The sequence below is a fragment of the Streptomyces hokutonensis genome (genome assembly GCF_042751305.1).
GTDB classification, from domain to species: domain Bacteria; phylum Actinomycetota; class Actinomycetes; order Streptomycetales; family Streptomycetaceae; genus Streptomyces; species Streptomyces hokutonensis_A.
In genome coordinates this window covers 765,021-779,943 of the sequence record NZ_JBHYWD010000001.1, presented here as the reverse complement: position 1 = coordinate 779,943, position 14,923 = coordinate 765,021, and the positions used below count along the sequence as shown (strand labels likewise).

The 14,923-nt window shown below is 70.7% G+C and carries 13 protein-coding genes and 2 pseudogenes; 6 read left to right on the top strand and 9 right to left on the bottom strand.

The genetic code is table 11. From position 1 onward, the window contains the following. Positions 1-84: 84 nt before the first annotated feature. Entirely contained in the window at positions 85-966 is an 882-nt protein-coding gene (locus tag ACFXC1_RS03605; RefSeq protein WP_381238210.1) for an oxidoreductase, read from the bottom strand. A 134-nt stretch (positions 967-1,100) separates the two neighbouring features. Between ACFXC1_RS03605 and ACFXC1_RS03600 the strand changes: the two genes are divergently transcribed. Beyond that, positions 1,101-1,973, top strand: a complete 873-nt coding sequence (locus ACFXC1_RS03600; protein ID WP_381238207.1) for a helix-turn-helix transcriptional regulator — start codon at positions 1,101-1,103, stop codon at positions 1,971-1,973. A gap of 3 nt (positions 1,974-1,976) precedes the next feature. Here the strand turns inward: ACFXC1_RS03600 and ACFXC1_RS03595 are convergent, their stop codons facing one another. Further along, the gene (locus tag ACFXC1_RS03595; RefSeq protein WP_019068555.1) at positions 1,977-2,351 is read right to left on the bottom strand and encodes a hypothetical protein; all 375 of its coding nucleotides are present in this window, start codon (positions 2,349-2,351) and stop codon (positions 1,977-1,979) included. 3 nt (positions 2,352-2,354) lie between these two features. Further along, positions 2,355-2,600, bottom strand: coding sequence for a hypothetical protein (locus ACFXC1_RS03590; RefSeq protein WP_019068554.1), 246 nt, complete (start codon positions 2,598-2,600; stop codon positions 2,355-2,357). Positions 2,601-2,737: 137 nt separating this feature from the next. On the opposite strand from ACFXC1_RS03590, the gene ACFXC1_RS03585 reads away from it, so the two are divergent. Both ACFXC1_RS03585 and ACFXC1_RS03580 read left to right on the top strand, forming a co-directional pair. Next, positions 2,738-3,235 (top strand): methylated-DNA--[protein]-cysteine S-methyltransferase, encoded by a 498-nt coding sequence (locus ACFXC1_RS03585; RefSeq protein WP_381238202.1) that lies wholly within the window; start codon positions 2,738-2,740, stop codon positions 3,233-3,235. A gap of 14 nt (positions 3,236-3,249) precedes the next feature. Further along, on the top strand, positions 3,250-3,939 hold the full coding sequence (locus ACFXC1_RS03580) for a 2OG-Fe(II) oxygenase (protein WP_381238199.1): 690 nt from the start codon (positions 3,250-3,252) through the stop codon (positions 3,937-3,939). Positions 3,940-3,963: 24 nt separating this feature from the next. On the opposite strand, the gene ACFXC1_RS03575 is transcribed toward ACFXC1_RS03580, so the two are convergent. The 3 genes and pseudogenes from ACFXC1_RS03575 to ACFXC1_RS03565 form a co-directional block, all read right to left on the bottom strand. Beyond that, on the bottom strand, positions 3,964-4,620 hold the full coding sequence (locus ACFXC1_RS03575) for a hemerythrin domain-containing protein (protein WP_381239426.1): 657 nt from the start codon (positions 4,618-4,620) through the stop codon (positions 3,964-3,966). Further along, positions 4,617-5,099, bottom strand: a complete 483-nt coding sequence (locus tag ACFXC1_RS03570) for a hypothetical protein (protein ID WP_381239491.1) — start codon at positions 5,097-5,099, stop codon at positions 4,617-4,619. The genes ACFXC1_RS03575 and ACFXC1_RS03570 overlap by 4 nt, the downstream gene beginning before the upstream one ends. Before the next feature lie 61 nt (positions 5,100-5,160). Continuing rightward, positions 5,161-6,168 (bottom strand): annotated as a pseudogene (locus ACFXC1_RS03565) (DHA2 family efflux MFS transporter permease subunit); the annotation flags it as partial. Positions 6,169-6,398: 230 nt separating this feature from the next. Here ACFXC1_RS03565 and sigJ point away from each other — a divergent pair. Together sigJ and qcrB are read left to right on the top strand one after the other, a co-directional pair. Continuing rightward, positions 6,399-7,322, top strand: coding sequence for an RNA polymerase sigma factor SigJ (gene sigJ, locus ACFXC1_RS03560; protein ID WP_381238196.1), 924 nt, complete (start codon positions 6,399-6,401; stop codon positions 7,320-7,322). After that, the gene (gene qcrB, locus ACFXC1_RS03555; RefSeq protein WP_381238193.1) at positions 7,319-8,779 is read left to right on the top strand and encodes a cytochrome bc1 complex cytochrome b subunit; all 1,461 of its coding nucleotides are present in this window, start codon (positions 7,319-7,321) and stop codon (positions 8,777-8,779) included. The genes sigJ and qcrB overlap by 4 nt, the downstream gene beginning before the upstream one ends. Here qcrB and ACFXC1_RS03550 read toward each other — a convergent pair. Together ACFXC1_RS03550 and ACFXC1_RS03545 are read right to left on the bottom strand one after the other, a co-directional pair. Continuing rightward, positions 8,770-11,013, bottom strand: coding sequence for a glycoside hydrolase family 9 protein (locus ACFXC1_RS03550; RefSeq protein WP_381238190.1), 2,244 nt, complete (start codon positions 11,011-11,013; stop codon positions 8,770-8,772). The genes qcrB and ACFXC1_RS03550 overlap by 10 nt on opposite strands. A 103-nt stretch (positions 11,014-11,116) precedes the next feature. Beyond that, positions 11,117-11,516 (bottom strand): annotated as a pseudogene (locus ACFXC1_RS03545) (glycoside hydrolase family 2 TIM barrel-domain containing protein); the annotation flags it as partial. Between the two features lie 427 nt (positions 11,517-11,943). On the opposite strand from ACFXC1_RS03545, the gene ACFXC1_RS03540 reads away from it, so the two are divergent. Then, positions 11,944-14,319 carry a SpoIIE family protein phosphatase gene (locus tag ACFXC1_RS03540; protein ID WP_381238187.1) on the top strand — a complete coding sequence of 792 codons (2,376 nt, stop codon included), beginning with the start codon at positions 11,944-11,946 and terminating at the stop codon, positions 14,317-14,319. A gap of 17 nt (positions 14,320-14,336) precedes the next feature. On the opposite strand, the gene ACFXC1_RS03535 is transcribed toward ACFXC1_RS03540, so the two are convergent. Beyond that, complete coding sequence (locus ACFXC1_RS03535) at positions 14,337-14,879, bottom strand: RNA polymerase sigma factor (RefSeq protein WP_381238184.1); 543 nt, start codon at positions 14,877-14,879, stop codon at positions 14,337-14,339. Positions 14,880-14,923: the final 44 nt, after the last annotated feature.

Below are 14,923 nucleotides of genomic sequence, written 5' to 3'. Positions count from 1 at the left end.
CCGCGCCAAACGGCCGCCGACCCTGCTCCTCCCGCCCTCGGTCGGCGGCCCCGAGGGCGGGGGCGGCCCACCCCCGCCCTCCCGTCAGCGGTTCCCGGCCTCGCCGCCGATGGTGTCGAGTTCGGCGATCGCGTCAGCGGGCAGCACCAGATCCGCGGCGGCGATGTTCTCGCGCAGATGGGCGCGGGACGAGGTGCCCGGGATCAGGACGGTGGTGGCCGAACGCTGCAACAGCCAGGCCAGGGCGACCTGTTGGGGCGAGGTGTCCAGCCGGGCGGCGACCTCGGCGAGGGTCTTCGACTGCAGCGGGGTGAACCCGCCGAGCGGGAAGTAGGCGGCGAACGCGATGTTCTCCGCGGCGCACTGCTCGACGAGGGCGTCGTCCTGCCGGTTGGCCAGGTTGTAGAGGTTCTGCACGGTCACGACCGGCGCGATGGCCTGTGCCTCGGCCAGCTGCGTGGCGGAGACCACGCTGAGCCCGAGGTGCCGGATCAGCCCCGCCTTCCGCAGCTCGGCCAGGGCGCCGAACTTCTCGCCGATCGACTCCTCGTCCGGTGTGTCGTGGTCGCCGAGCCGGAGGTTGACCACGTCCAGCGCGTCGAGCCCGAGGTTGCGGAGGTTGTCGTAGACCTGCGCCTTGAGGTCCTCGGGGTGGCGGGACATGATCCAGCTGCCGTCGGGGCCGCGCCGGGCGCCGACCTTGGTCACGATGTGCAGGTCGTCGGGGTAGGGGTGGAGGGCCTCCTTGATGATCTCGTTGACGACGACCGGGCCGTAGAAGTCGCTGGTGTCGATGTGGGTGATGCCCCGCTCGACGGCCTCGCGGAGGACGGCCACCGCTTCGGTGCGGTCCTTCGGCGGGCCGAAGACGTGGGGGCCGGCCAGTTGCATGGCGCCGTATCCCATGCGGGTGAGGGTGAGGCCCTCGGCGGGGGTGAGGGTGCCGCCGGAGACGGTGTCGGCCATGGTGGCGCGCCTTTCGGTAGGTGGGGTGTCCTGTGACCGACTCTGCGCTCGTCGCGGCCGGGCAGGCAGTACCCGGATGTTCCTGGTAGTGACGGGGACACCCACCTGCGCGGATTCGGATCTACGGTGGTCGTGTGGACGGTAAGAACGCGCTCGGTGAGTTTCTGCGGGCCCGCAGGGAGCGGGTCCGGCCCGAGGACGTGGGCCTGAGCGGCGGCGGGCTGCGCCGGGTGCCGGGGCTGCGCCGGGAGGAGGTCGCCCTGCTGGCCGGCATCAGCTCCGACTACTACCTGCGGCTTGAGCAGGGCCGGGACCGCAATCCGTCGGCGCAGGTGCTGGAGGCGCTGGCCCGGGTGCTGCGCCTGGACGCCGCCGCGAGTGCCCATCTGCTGAGCCTGGCGCAGCCGGATCGGCCGGCCGCGTCGCGCAGACGGGCCAGGAAGCCGGAGGCGGTGCCGGCGAGCGTGCGCGAACTGCTGGACACCTGGTCGGGTCATCCCGCGTATGTGCAGAACCGGTTCACGGACTGTCTGGCGGCGAACGCGCTTGCCCGGGCGCTGTCCCCGAACTACGTACCGGGTGTGAACCTGTTGCGGGCGGTGTTCCTCGACCCCGCCGAGCACGAACTGCGCCGCGACTGGGAGGAGTTGACCGCCGAGGGCGTGGCGACGCTGCGCGGCCACATCGGTCCGGACGTCGACGATCCGCGGCTGGTGGAGCTGGTGGGCGAGTTGTCCGTGCGCAGTGAGCGGTTCCGGCTGCTGTGGAGCCGGCACGAGGTACGGCCGATGGTCGGGCGGACCAGTCTCCTCAGCCATCCGCTGGTCGGCGACTTCGAGCTGCGGTCGAACAAGTTCGAGATCCCGGGCACGGACGCCCTGAGCGTGGTCGTCTTCCACGCCGAGCCGGGCAGCCGCAGCGCGGAACTGCTGAGCCTGCTCGGCAGCCTCGCCGCGTCCGGAGACGGCGTACCCGGGGAGACGTCACCGGCGCACGAGGACCGGTGACGCTCAGATCTGCCAGGAGCGCAGCCGTTCCGCCGCCCCGTACACGTCCGTCTTCCCGGAGATGAGATCGCGGGTCAGGTCGACGAGGGCGCCGTAGGGCGGATCGATGCCGACGCCGCTGACGAACATGTAGGCGACCGCCGTGGCGCAGGCGAAGCGGGCGTTGGCGGACGGCAGCGGCTTGAGCAGGGCGAGGGTGTGCAGCAGGGCGGTGGCCCGCCAGGCGGGGTCGGAGTCGACACCGAGGCGGGGCGGGTCGACGCGATGCCGGGCGACGGCCGCCACCAACGCCGAGAAGTCGTTGATGGTGGGCTGGTCCGGCAGGACCTCCTCATGGCGCTGGAGGAGCCACGGCACGTCGATATGGATGGCGGGCATGCGTCAGGCGACCCGCCCCTCGCCCTTGGCCGCCGGTTCGTCCTCCGGGAAGGCCGCGGCGAACTCGTCGGCGTGCGTCGCGAAGAAACGGCGGAAGGCCTCCGCGCCCTCCTGCAGCGCCCGGTGCCGGGCGATGTCGGCGGCGGCGGCCTCCCGGACGAGGGCCTTCATCGACGTACCGCGCTCCTTGGCGATCTGCCGCAGGTCCTCTAGCTCGCGATCGCTGAACTCCACGTTGAGAGCTGGCATGACCTCACGGTACCGCTCAGGTACTTACCAGTAAATACCGCCAGGTCAGGAGGTACGCCTGACGGTACCGGGCGGGCCTCAGCGCCATGTCCGAATACCGCCGGACCCGACGGCCGTCCCGGAGCAGACTCGACCGTATGAACACCATCCGCACACGCCTCGACAGCCCACTGGGCGAACTGCTCCTCACCGGCGAACAGTCTTCCGACGGTACGAAACTCACCTCCCTCCGGCTCGCGGACCGCCCGGGCACCGGCGCCGACGAGCACCGCGACAACCCGGCCTTCACCGAGGCGGCCCGGCAACTCTCGGCCTACTTCGCCGGACACCTCACCCGCTTCCGACTCCCGTTCGCCGCCGAGGGAACGGAGTTCCAGCAGCGGGTGTGGCGGGCCCTCGACGAGATTCCCTACGGCACCACGACGACCTACGGCGCGCTCGCCGAGCGGCTGGGGGTGCCGCGCGCCGAGGTCCGGGCGGTGGGCGCGGCGATCGGCGCCAACCCGCTGCTGGTGGTGCGCCCTTGCCATCGGGTGATCGGCGCGGACGGCTCGATGCGGGGGTACGCCGCCGGTGTCGAGCACAAGGTGCTGCTGCTGACGCACGAGGGTGCGCTGCAACCGATGCTCGGCTGAGGGAGGAAGTACCCGTGGATGTCACCAACTGGTCTGCTCTGAAAGAGGAGTTGGACCTGTACGGCAGCGCGCCGACCGCGCAGCTGTTGACGCCCGCCGAGTGCCGGGACGTGTCCGCGCTGTACGAGAAACCAGAGTTGTTCCGCACCACAGTGGACATGGCCCGGCACCGTTTCGGCTCCGGCGAGTACCGCTACTTCACGCATGACCTGCCCGCACCGGTGGCCGCGTTGCGCGCCGCGCTCTACCCGCGGCTGCTGCCGATGGCCCGCGACTGGGCGGCCCGCCTGGGCCGCCCGGCCCCCTGGCCGGACGACCTGGACGAGTGGCTCGCGCGCTGCCACGAGGCCGGTCAGGACCGCTCGGCGCAGATCCTGCTCCGCTACGGCGAGGGCGACTGGAACGCCCTGCACCGCGATGTGTTCGGCGAGTTGGTCTTCCCGCTCCAGGTGGTGATCGGTCTCGACGAGTACGGCACCGACTACACGGGCGGCGAGTTCCTGATGGTCGAACAGCGGCCCCGGGCCCAGTCCCGCGGCACCGCGACCCCGCTGCGGCAGGGCCACGGCCTGGTGTTCACCACGAGGGACCGCCCGGTACGGTCGAAGCGCGGCTGGTCGGCGGGGGCGATGCGCCATGGGGTGAGCACGGTACGGTCCGGCAGGCGGTGCGCGTTGGGCCTGGTGTTCCACGACGCGTCATGAGATGGACCGGCGAAGCCAGGTCCTCTAGGGGCGCGGGGAACTGCGCGACCAGCCCCCACCGGCCCGCACTTTCCGGACGCCCCAAAGTCCCCGCCGCCGATAACTCCCCTCCCAGAAAATCCGGTTCAGTACCCGCACCGGCGGCGGAAACGCCCCCAGGAACCGTTCCCGATCCCCCGCCGACACCCCGTCCACGAGCCAGGGCACGAACACCGCGGCCCCACGCAGCCCCTGCGTCTCCCGCAGCCGCCCGGTGAACGCGGCCCAGTCCGCGTCGGTCAGCACCTCCCCCATCAACGGCAGCGCACTGTCCTCCTCGTGCTTGAGGTGATCGTCAAGGGTGGCCCACAACGCCCTTACCAGATCAGCGAGTTCAAAGGCCCGGTCGGCCAGCGCAGCGTCCACGGCGGCCAACAGCGGGTCGATACGGGCGTGTTCGGCCTCCATCTCGTCGAGCATCCGGAGGTCGCGCGTACGCCCGCCGACCCGCGTCCGGACCCGCGGCCACAGGTCGCTGTCCTCGGCGGTGTGGTGGACGTGGAGTTGGTGCTTGAAGTTCTCCCACCCGGCGAGGACCGGGGCGGTGTGCGCCCGGCCGACCGCGATCGCCCCGGCGAGCCGCTCCAGGTCGCGCCGGAAGGCGTCGTGGGAGGCGTACATGGGCGTGAAGTCGATGGTCATCGTGCGGCTTCCTCCAGTTCGGGCCCGGACACGGGCAGGGCGTGCGGGTTGGCGGACGGCCCCTGGTGCCGTCGTACGGCGAGACAGGCGAGCGCGCCGGTCAGCAGGACGGCGACGGCGACGTACACGGCGGGTCCCATGGCGTGGACGAAGCCGTGGCCGAAGACCTGGCCGCCGAGGGCGCGCATGCGCTCGGCGATGCCGTGCGGGACACCGGACGGGGCGCGGCCCTGCTGCCCGGCGCCGATGTCGGACTCGGACCTGGAGAACGCGGAGACGAAGGACTCCCGGTAGGCGGCGGGGAGTTGACTGGCCCGGGCCTGTGCCTGTTCGGTCAGGGAAGAGGCCAGTTGGGCTTGCAGCACCGCGCCGATGACGGCACCGGCGAGCACCGAACCGACCTGGCGCAGCGCGTTGGTGACTCCGGAGGCAGCGCCGGCGAGCCGGGGCGGGACGCCTCGCATGACCTCGGTGGCCATGGGGGGCGAAGGTGCAGCCGACGCCGAGGCCGGTGAGGAAGAGCGGGAAGGCGATGGTCAGCCAGCCCGTGCCCACGTCCGCGATTCCGACGATCCAGATCAGACCGCCTGCCCAGGCGAGCAGCCCGCCCATCAGGATGAACTTGCCGCCGAGCTTGTCCGCGAGTGCTCCGGCGGGTCCCGCCATGACGAACGAGCCGAGGGCTACGGGCAGCAGGACCAGGCCCGCCTTCTGGGCGCTGAAGCCCAGCACGGACTGGAGATAGATCGTCAGGGGCAGGAACATGCCGACCACGCCGAACGACACGGTGACGCCGACGAAGTTGACGAGCGTGAAGTTCCGGTCCCGGAACAGCGAGAAAGGGACCAGGGGTTCGCCGGTCTGCTGTCCGCGCTCGTGCAGCAGGAAGGCCGCGAAGAACACGGCCGCCGCGCCCAACAGGCCCCAGATCCAGGCGTTCCAGTCGTAGCGCTGCCCCTCCGTCAGCCCAAAGGCCAGGCAGAACAGGGCAGTTGAGGCGAGAGTGACGCCGAGGGTGTCGAAGCGGCGCCGTACCGTGCGCTGGGCGCCCGGGATGATCGCCATGGTCAGCAGGAGCACCAGCGCGCCGATCGGCAGGTTCACGAAGAAGATCCACCGCCAGGACAGATGAGTGATGAGCACCCCGCCGAGGATCGGGCCGAGCGCGCCGGACACACCGGCGACGGCGCCCCAGATGCCCATCGCGACACCGCGCCGGTCGGCCGGGAACACCTCGGTGATGATCGACAGGGTCTGCGGCATGAGCAGCGCCGCGCCCAGGCCCTGCACCGCGCGGAACCCGATGAGCTGCGCCGGATCCTGCGCGAGCCCGCAGGCGAGGCTGGCCAGGGTGAACAGGGCGACTCCGGCGGCGAACAGATTGCGTTTGCCGCGCAGGTCGCCGAGGCGCCCGCCGGTGATCAGCAGGACGGCCAGCGCCAGGGTGTAGGCGTTGACGACCCAGAGGATCTCGTCCAGGGACGCCCCCAGATCCTGGCCGAGTCGGGGGATCGCGATGTTCACGATCGTCAGGTCGAGGAGGGTCATGAAGAACCCGAGCGAGAGCGTGACGAGGATCGCCCAGGGGTTGCCGTGCCACTTCTTGAACACGATGTCGGTCTCCTTGCGTAGGACTCGCGGTCAAGAGGCCGGGGCGGCCGGCAGGTGTGACACGGCGCCGATGCGCAGAGACGTACGTCACATTCGCCCGCTCGGCTGTCACATTCCGGCCCCCGGCAGCCCTCGCAGTAGTGAGCACGCACTGGGGAGGCGCGGGTATGTCCGAGTTCGCTGTCACCGAAGAGGCGACCGATGACTTCATGGACCATCGGGAGCTGTTGTTCAGCCTCGTCTACAACATGCTGGGCAGCGTCGCCGACACCGACGACGTCCTCCAGGAGACCTGGCTGTCCTGGACGGCGCGCGCCCGCCGTTCCCCGCTCGACACCATCACCAACCGGCGCGCCTATCTCGTCCGGATCGCCGTCAACCACGCGCTGCAGCGCCGCGCCACGATCAGCCGCCGCCGCGAGACATACGTCGGTCCGTGGCTGCCGGAACCCCTGCTCGGCCCGGCCGACGATCCCGTCGATCCGGCGCTGCGCGCCGAGTCGGTCTCGCTGGCCATGCTGGTCGTCCTGGAGTCGCTGAGCCCGCTGGAGCGCGCGGTCTTCGTCCTCAACGAGGTGTTCGGGTACGCCCACACGGAGATCGCGGACATCATCGAGCGCACCCCGGCCGCCGTACGGCAGCTCGCGCACCGGGCGCGGGCCCATGTGCACGCGCGACGGCCGTTGTACGAGGCGCATCCCCGGGTGCGGCGGGAGGCGACGGAACGCTTCGTGCGGGCGGCGATCGGTGGGGACATCGCCTCGCTGATGGAGATCCTCGCGCCGGACGTCACGGTCTGGACGGACAGCGGGGGCAACCGGAAGCCGGCGGGACTGCGCCCGGTGCACGGCCGCGACAAGGCGGTCCGCCTCATCAACTCCTTCGCGGGCAGGCGCCGTCCGCAGGATCTGGAGCTCCACTTCCGACGGGTCAACGGCGACGACGCGGCCGTGCTGTTCGAGGGTGACGCGCCGTACGCGGTGATGGTCATGGACCTCACGCCCGAGGGCGACCAGGTGTCCGGGGTCTACATCGTGACCAACCCGGAGAAGCTCACGCACGTTCACAAGGACGACGAGGAGGACCGGTGACCACCCCTTCCGGCCCTTCCGAGTCCTCGCGGGGCGAGCGCGTCGCCGACTGGTTCGACGGCCGGCTCGGCATCTACGCGCTGGGCAAGCAGTACCTGCGCAAGGTGTTCCCGGACCACTGGTCGTTCCTGCTCGGCGAGATCTGCCTGTACAGCTTCGTGGTGCTGATCCTCACGGGCGTGTACCTCACCCTGTTCTTCCACCCGTCCATGAACGAGGTGACGTACCACGGGAGTTACGTCCCCCTGAACGGCATCCGCATGTCCGACGCCTACGCCTCGACGCTGCACCTCAGCTTCGACGTGCGCGGCGGGCTGCTGGTCCGGCAGTTGCACCACTGGGCGGCGCTGGTGTTCATCGCCGCGATGCTGACGCACATGATGCGGCACTTCTTCACGGGCTCGTTCCGCAAGCCGCGCGAGCTCAACTGGCTGTTCGGCTGGACCCTGTTGTTCCTCGGCCTGTTCGAGGGCCTCTTCGGCTACTCGCTCCCGGACGACCTGCTGTCGGGCACGGGGATGCGCTTCGTGGACGGCGCGCTGCTCTCGGTCCCGGTCGTCGGGACGTATCTGTCGACGTTCCTGTTCGGCGGCGAGTACCCCGGCCACGACATCGTGTCCCGCTTCTACTCACTGCACGTGCTGCTGATCCCCGGCATCATGGCGGCCCTCGTGGTCGTCCACCTCATCCTGGTCGTCCACCACAAACACACCCAGTTCGCGGGCCCGGGCCGCACCGAACGCAACGTGGTGGGCTCCCCGTTCATGCCGGTGTACCTGGCGAAGGCGGGCGGCTTCTTCTTCCTGGTCTTCGGCGCGCTCACCCTCCTCGCGGCGGTGGCCTCCGTCAACCCCGTCTGGTCGTACGGCCCTTACCGCGCCGACCAGGTCTCCACGGGCGCCCAGCCCGACTGGTACCTGGGCTTCGCGGAGGGCCTGGTCCGTGTGATGCCGGGCCGGGAAGTCACTCTGTGGGGCCACACGTTGGTGCTCGGTGTACTGATCCCGATCGTGGTCTTCCCGCTCCTCCTCGTCCTCATCGGCGCCTACCCGTTCCTGGAGTCCTGGCGGACGGGCGACAAAGACGAGCACCATCTCCTGGACCGGCCCCGCAACCGCCCCAACCGCACGGGCCTGGGCGTCGCGTGGATCAGCCTCTACCTGATCCTGCTGGCAGGCGGCGGCAACGACATCGTGGCGACCCGCCTCCATCTGTCGATCAACACGGTGACATGGATGGTGCGGGTGGCGGTGTTCGCCGTCACCCGCCGCATCTGCCTGGGCCTCCAACTCCGGGACGCGGAACTGGTGTTGCACGGCCGCGAGACGGGCGTGATCAAGCGGCTGCCGCACGGCGAGTACGTGGAGGTCCACCGGCCACTGGACCCGGCGGAACTCCACACACTCACCGCGCACAAGCGCCCGAGGGAACTGGTGGAACGCGAACGTCAGCCCTGATCAGCCGCGAACGAGGCCATCCAGGCCAGCGCCGCGTTCCAGTTCACCGCCGTCTCGTTCGTCGACCAGGACTGGATGTCGTCGATGTAGCAGAACTGGCCGACGCAGCCGGTGAGTTTGCTCTGTGCGTAGGGGTCCTGGATGGACGAGTTGGGGCCGCCCGCCAGGGTTCCGCTCGGCGGGTTCGGGAGGCTCGCGTCGAGTTCGTGGGCGTACCAACGGCTGTGCTCGTTGTGGGAGTTGGCCTCCCCGTATCCGGTGACGTACGACATGTTGAGGGCGTTGCGGCCGAGAATGTAGTCCATGCTCTGGAGCGCGCCGTCACGGTATTTCGCGGCGCCGGTGAGGTCGTACGCGGTGGCGATGACATGCGCGTTGTTGAGGATCTGGCTGTTGGAGCCCCAGTCGTAGAGGTTGCCGGGCGGTGCGTACGGCATGCCGTAGGGCTGGCTGTGCAGCGTGGTCAGGTAGGTGTCCGCGCCCTCGATCACCGAGCGGCGGAGCTTGTCGCGGCCGGGCAGCCGGCTTGGGACGGTGGCGAGGTCGAGTCGGCCGAGGGCGGCCGTCCGTGCCCAGTCGAAGCCGAGGCTGCCGAAGATGTCGGCTGTGTTGAGGGGCGAGTTGACGACGTGGTCCGCGAACTGCCGTTCCCCGGTGGTGAGATACAGCTCGGCCGCCGCCCAGTAGAACTCGTCGGTGGCGTTGTCGTCGGGGTACGCGCCGCCGCCGGTGCCGTCGTTCGGGTCCGGGTACACCGTCGGGTGTGCGAGCGCCGCCGCCCAGGCCTTCCGCGCCGCCCTGAGCGCCTTCGCCGCGAACTCCCGGTCGTAGGGCCGGTACAGACGGGCCGCCTGCGCCGCCGTCGCCGCCAGGTTCAGCGTCGCCTGCGTGGTCGGCGCGTGCAGCTCGCGCTTCTGCGGGTCCTGGCTCGGCAGCAGCGGCAGCCCGGTCCACTGCTCGTCATGGACCTTGTCGTGGGCCATACCGGCCAGCGGCTGTCCGTCCGGCACCTGCATCTTCAGCAGGAACTCCAGCTCCCAGCGCGCCTCGTCGAGCACGTCCGGCACCTTGTTGCCGCTCTCCGGGATGGCGAGGGTTCCGTCGCGCAGCTCGGCCGGCTGTCCGGTGCGGGCCAGCAGTGAGCGTTCGTAGGTGCTCAGCAACTCCCAGGTGGAGATACCGCCGTTGATGACGTACTTGCCGTGGTCCCCCGCGTCGTACCAGCCGCCGGTGACGTCAAGTGTGTAGTCGCACAGGCCGGGTTGGCAGGGCACGTTCGCGTCGCCCTGGTTGGGGGCGACGTTCAGGTGACCGGCCGGGCGGGCGTAGCCGGGGCGCAGGTCGTCGCGGATCGCGATGCCGCTGCGCTGCGTGTAGTAGTACTTCAACGAGTCGAGCCGCAGCCGCTCATAGGCGGCGGTCCCGATGTCGAAGGGCCGGCTCGTCTCCCCGTCCGCCACCAGCGTGAAGCCCTCGCCGCGCCCCCGGTACGCACCGAAGTCGATGGACTGCACGTTCTGCCCGGACGCCACGTCGGTGCCACGCGGCACGGTCCGCCCGTGCGCGACCACCGCCCCGGCCGCGTTCCTCAACTCCCAGGGGAGCACGGCCGTCGACGCGGTCACCAGCGTCGCATTCTTCGGGCCACCCGGCAGATACGCGACCTGGTTCACCCGCACACGCGGCCCGGTGTCCGGCTCGTACACTTCCGGCGGCACACCGCCCAGCAAGGACACATTGTCCATGCAGAAATGCCAGCCGTCCGCACTCCCGCCAACCTGGAAGGCGACCTGCCCCTGCGTGGTGTCGACGGGCGAAGTGAACGTGTAGGCATAGGAGTTGCCCGACGTGCTCAGCTCGGGGCTGATCTCGTAGTAGGTGTCGTACGGCGACACGGACAGCCCGACGATCGCCCGCGCCACATGTCCCTCGGGTGAACCCGACGCCGTGAAGGCGAACTTGTACGACTCGCCCTTGACCAGCGTGATGTCGTTCTGGCCGACGGCGGCGTCCCAGCGGTTGGTCGTGCCGCCGGGCACGTCCGCGCAGAGCTGTCCGCCGGACAGGCCCGCGGTCACGTTGCTCGTCGTCCACCAGGGTGCGGTGGTGGTGTCGAAGGTGCCGTTCCTGACCTGTTCGACCTCGTCGGCTCCGGCCGGGCCCGCCGGCAGGGCGGTGAGGGCCGCCGCGAGGAGGGCCGTGGCGGCGAGCAGGGTCGTTCTGCGTCGTTTCACGTCTGGGCTCCTCGGGGAGGTGGGGGCGCGCTCCGACGCCATGCATGATGGGAGCGCTCCCAGATGCGGACCCAGGCCATGCTGTTCGAGACATGACATCCCGTCAACGGTTCGGACAGGCCAGATTCCCGTCCGGACCGCGACCGCGCGCCTGCCGCTGTCCGGCGGGAGCCTCCAACTTGCCGATCCGCACCGCATCGAAGGCGACGACGGTCGGACCGTCCGAGGCTGCGGCCCAGCCGACGACCATCCCCTCGACCGGCACCCAGTCCTCCTCACGTGCACCACTGAAGGCGGGCAGCAGAGCCGTGGCCGACTCGGCGAAGGCATTCGACCAGCCGGTGGCCGGATCGCCGTCGAGCACGGCGGCCGGGAGAGTCGGGGCGGCCCGAGTAACTGGCGTCCGCCACAGGGCAGTTCGGGGGTGCCGGGTGGTCGGCCCCGAAGCGCGGCGCCGGAGTCTCGGCCACGTCCCGGGCGGGTGTCGAGCGGACGGTCACCGTGCGGCCCGGATTTGACCAGCGCGAAGCGCCGGCCGTCCCGCAGCGCGACGGTGTGGCGGCCGGACGTGCCCGCCGTGGCGCCGGTGGCGCGTGCGGCCGGGACGGCCAGGAATGACCCGGCCGTCGGCTCGGCCGTAGAGGCGATCAAAACCGATCTGCGAGTGACCGTCATGGGGCCCTCCCTCATCAGGGCCCAGAAGTACTCACAACTGATCGTGACCAAACAGATTCTGACGGGGTGCCAGGCCGGAACGTCAAGGGTGCGGGGGCGGCCAGGCGTCCCTGGCGCCATTTCGACCGGATTTCCCCCTTGACCGTCCGGTTTCCCGGGCCTGGGGGTTCTCGTCCGCACTGAGCTGTGACGCACTAGGCTGGAACACAAGTGGCCTGGTTGTTCACTGTGAGTGCGCGCGATGGAGTGGCGAGGATGAGTCCGGTCTACCCGTTCGACGATGCCGCGACGGCGCGGGTTGTCATCGACGATGCCGGAACTCTGGTGGAGTGGAACGAGGGGGCACAGCGACTCCTCGGCCACACCGCGGGCGAGGTCGTGGGCCGCCCGGCCGTACGGCTGCTGGCCGGTGGCACCGGGGCCCTCCCCGTTCCCTCCAGTGCCCGCTGGGACGGCACGGTCACGCTGTGGCACCGGGACGGCCGGGCCGTGCCGGTGTGGCTGCTGGCCCACCACCGGCGCCCCAGGGACGGCGGACCGGGCGACTGGCTCGTCGTGACACCGCTGGAGGGCGGCATCCCCCGCGCCGACGAGGACCCCCTCGCGACCGCCGCGCTGACCCAGTCGCCGTGCGCCATCGCGGTCTACGACGAGCACCTGCGGCTGAGCCGGGTCAACGACGCGATGGCCGAGGTGATCGGTCTGCCCGAGGCGCGCATCCAGGGCCTGCGGATCACCGAGATCGGCGGCAAGACACAGAGCGCGGAGCTCGAGCAGTACATGCTGCGCGTGCTCACCTCCGGCACCGCCCAGGACTTCCAGATCTACATGCGAACCGGCGGCGAGGACGCAGCGCACGCCTGGCTGGCCCGGATGGCGCCGATCACCGACGCCGAGGGCCGGGTGCGAGGCGTGTGTCTGGCCGCGCACGACTTCACCGAGAACTTCCTGGCGCGCGAGCGGCTGCAACTGGTCAACGAGGCGAGCGTCCGCATCGGCACCACCCTCGACGTCACCCGTACGGCCCAGGAGCTCGCGGATGTCTGCGTGCCCGCGCTGGCCGACTTCGTTAGCATCGACCTGCTGGACCCGCAGGAGCACGGCGGCGAGCTCCCGACGGCGATCACCGCGCCGGTGCGGCTGCGCCGGACCGCGCACACCTCGGTGCAGCAGGGCAGCCCCGAGGCCGTCGCCAAGCCGGGCCAGTCGGACCTGTACCCCGCCCGGTCCCCGCAGGCCGACGCGCTGGTCGCGGGCCGCGCCCTGGTGGCCTCGGGCCGCGACCTCGAACTCTGGCTGGCCTGGGACGGGACCCGCACCAGACGCGTCCAGGAGTACGGCATCCACTCCTCGATGGCGGTACCGATCCAGGCCCGGGGCGTCACCCTCGGCGTGGCGGTCCTGACCCGGTACCGGCGCATCGACCCGTTCACCGAGGACGATGTGCTGCTGGCCGAGGAGGTCACGGCCCGGGCCGCCGTCTGCATCGACAACGCCCGCCGCTTCTCCCGCGAACGCGAGACCGCGCTCGCCCTCCAGCGCAGCCTGCTCCCCCGCAAACTGCCGCGCACGGCCGCCCTGGAGGCCGCCTCGCGCTATCTGCCGGCGGCGCGTGCCGGAGTCGGCGGCGACTGGTTCGACGTGATCCCGTTGTCCGGGATGCGGGTCGCCATGGTCGTGGGGGACGTCGTCGGCCACGGCATCCAGGCCTCCGCCACCATGGGCCGGCTGCGCACGGCCGTCCGCACCCTCGCCGACATCGACCTGGCCCCGGACGAACTGCTGACCCACCTGGACGACCTGGTCGTACGGCTGTCCGCGGAGGCCGGCGGCGAGGGCAGCCCGGGCGAGGTCGGGGCGACCTGCCTGTACGCGGTGTACGACCCGGTGTCCCGGCGGTGCACGCTGGCCCGCGCCGGACATCCGCCGCCGATCATGATCCGGCCCGGCGGCCCGCCCGAGCACATCGACCTGCCCGCGGGCCCACCGCTGGGCCTCGGCGGACTGCCCTTCGAATCAACCGAGTTCGAGCTGCCCGAGGGCACCGTGCTCGCGCTGTACACCGACGGGCTGACCGAGAACCGCGAGCGGGACCTCGACGACAGTCACCGGCTGCTGTTCGACGCGCTGTACGCCTCCTCGGACTCCCTGGACGAGACCTGCGACCGGATCCTGCACGCCGTGCTCCCGCCGGGCGGAGCCGCCGACGACGTGGCGCTGCTGCTGGCCCGCACCCAGGGCCTGCCCGCCGAGCAGGTCTCCACCTGGGACATCCCGGCGGACCCGTCACTCGTCGCCCCGATCCGCAAACAGGTCGTCGAACAGCTCGACACCTGGAACCTCAGCGAGGCCGGGTTCACGGCCGAGCTGGTGGTCAGCGAGCTGGTCACCAACGCCATCCGCTACGGCGCGCACCCCATCCGGCTCCGGCTCATCCACGACGCGACCACGCTGATCTGCGAGGTGTCCGACACCAACCACACGGCCCCGCACCTGCGCCGCGCCAAGACCTGGGACGAGGGCGGGCGCGGGCTGCTGCTGGTCGCCCAGCTCACCCAGCGCTGGGGCAGCCGGCACACGGCCGACGGCAAGACCATCTGGGCGGAGCTGTCGCTGCTCGACGAGGGCTGAACGTCAGGAGAGGTCGGTCAGGTCAGCCAGGGTCTGACCTGGCGGCGGGCCTCGTGCAGCCGCGACTTCAGCGTGCCGAGCGGGATGCCCAGGCGCTCGGCGATCTCGGCGTACTCCAGCTTGCAGATGTCCCGGTACACCAGCGGTTCGACCAGGTGCGGGGACTCGCGCTCAAGACGCTCGATCGCCTCCAGGAGATCGATCTTCGATCCGGCGATCACACTCGTGGTGCGCGGGTCGACATGCTGCGACACGTCGATCACGGCCGGCTGCTCGGCGGCCCGCCGCTTCAGCTCGCGGTACTTCTGCCGGGCGCCGTTGGCGACGACCGTGTAGAGCCAGGTGCTGAAGAGGCTGCGGCCCTCGAACGTGCCGATCTTCCGGGCGACTTGCAGCAGTACGTCCTGCGCGGCCTCCTCGGCGTCCTCCCGGCAGGGCAGGAACCGCCCGCACCGCCGTACCACGTCGGGCTGGATCGTCCTGAGCAGCGCGTCGAGAGCGGCCGAGTCACCGGCTGCCGCGCGCCTGGCCAGCTCCTCGGTCGGCGCCGTGTCCTGCACTGGATCCACTCCTCCGCCTCGATCTCCGAGCAGGCATGATAGTC

Bases quoted from the DNA above. Each gene is read 5' to 3' on its own strand.
- ACFXC1_RS03575 (WP_381239426.1), bottom strand. From the start codon at position 4,620: ATGACCATCGACTTCACGCCCATGTACGCCTCCCACGACGCCTTCCGG.
- ACFXC1_RS03585 (WP_381238202.1), top strand. From the start codon at position 2,738: ATGAACACCATCCGCACACGCCTCGACAGCCCACTGGGCGAACTGCTC.
- ACFXC1_RS03540 (WP_381238187.1), top strand. From the start codon at position 11,944: ATGAGTCCGGTCTACCCGTTCGACGATGCCGCGACGGCGCGGGTTGTC.
- ACFXC1_RS03605 (WP_381238210.1), bottom strand. From the start codon at position 966: ATGGCCGACACCGTCTCCGGCGGCACCCTCACCCCCGCCGAGGGCCTC.
- sigJ (WP_381238196.1), top strand. From the start codon at position 6,399: ATGTCCGAGTTCGCTGTCACCGAAGAGGCGACCGATGACTTCATGGAC.
- ACFXC1_RS03570 (WP_381239491.1), bottom strand. From the start codon at position 5,099: ATGGCCACCGAGGTCATGCGAGGCGTCCCGCCCCGGCTCGCCGGCGCT.
- ACFXC1_RS03590 (WP_019068554.1), bottom strand. From the start codon at position 2,600: ATGCCAGCTCTCAACGTGGAGTTCAGCGATCGCGAGCTAGAGGACCTG.
- ACFXC1_RS03595 (WP_019068555.1), bottom strand. From the start codon at position 2,351: ATGCCCGCCATCCATATCGACGTGCCGTGGCTCCTCCAGCGCCATGAG.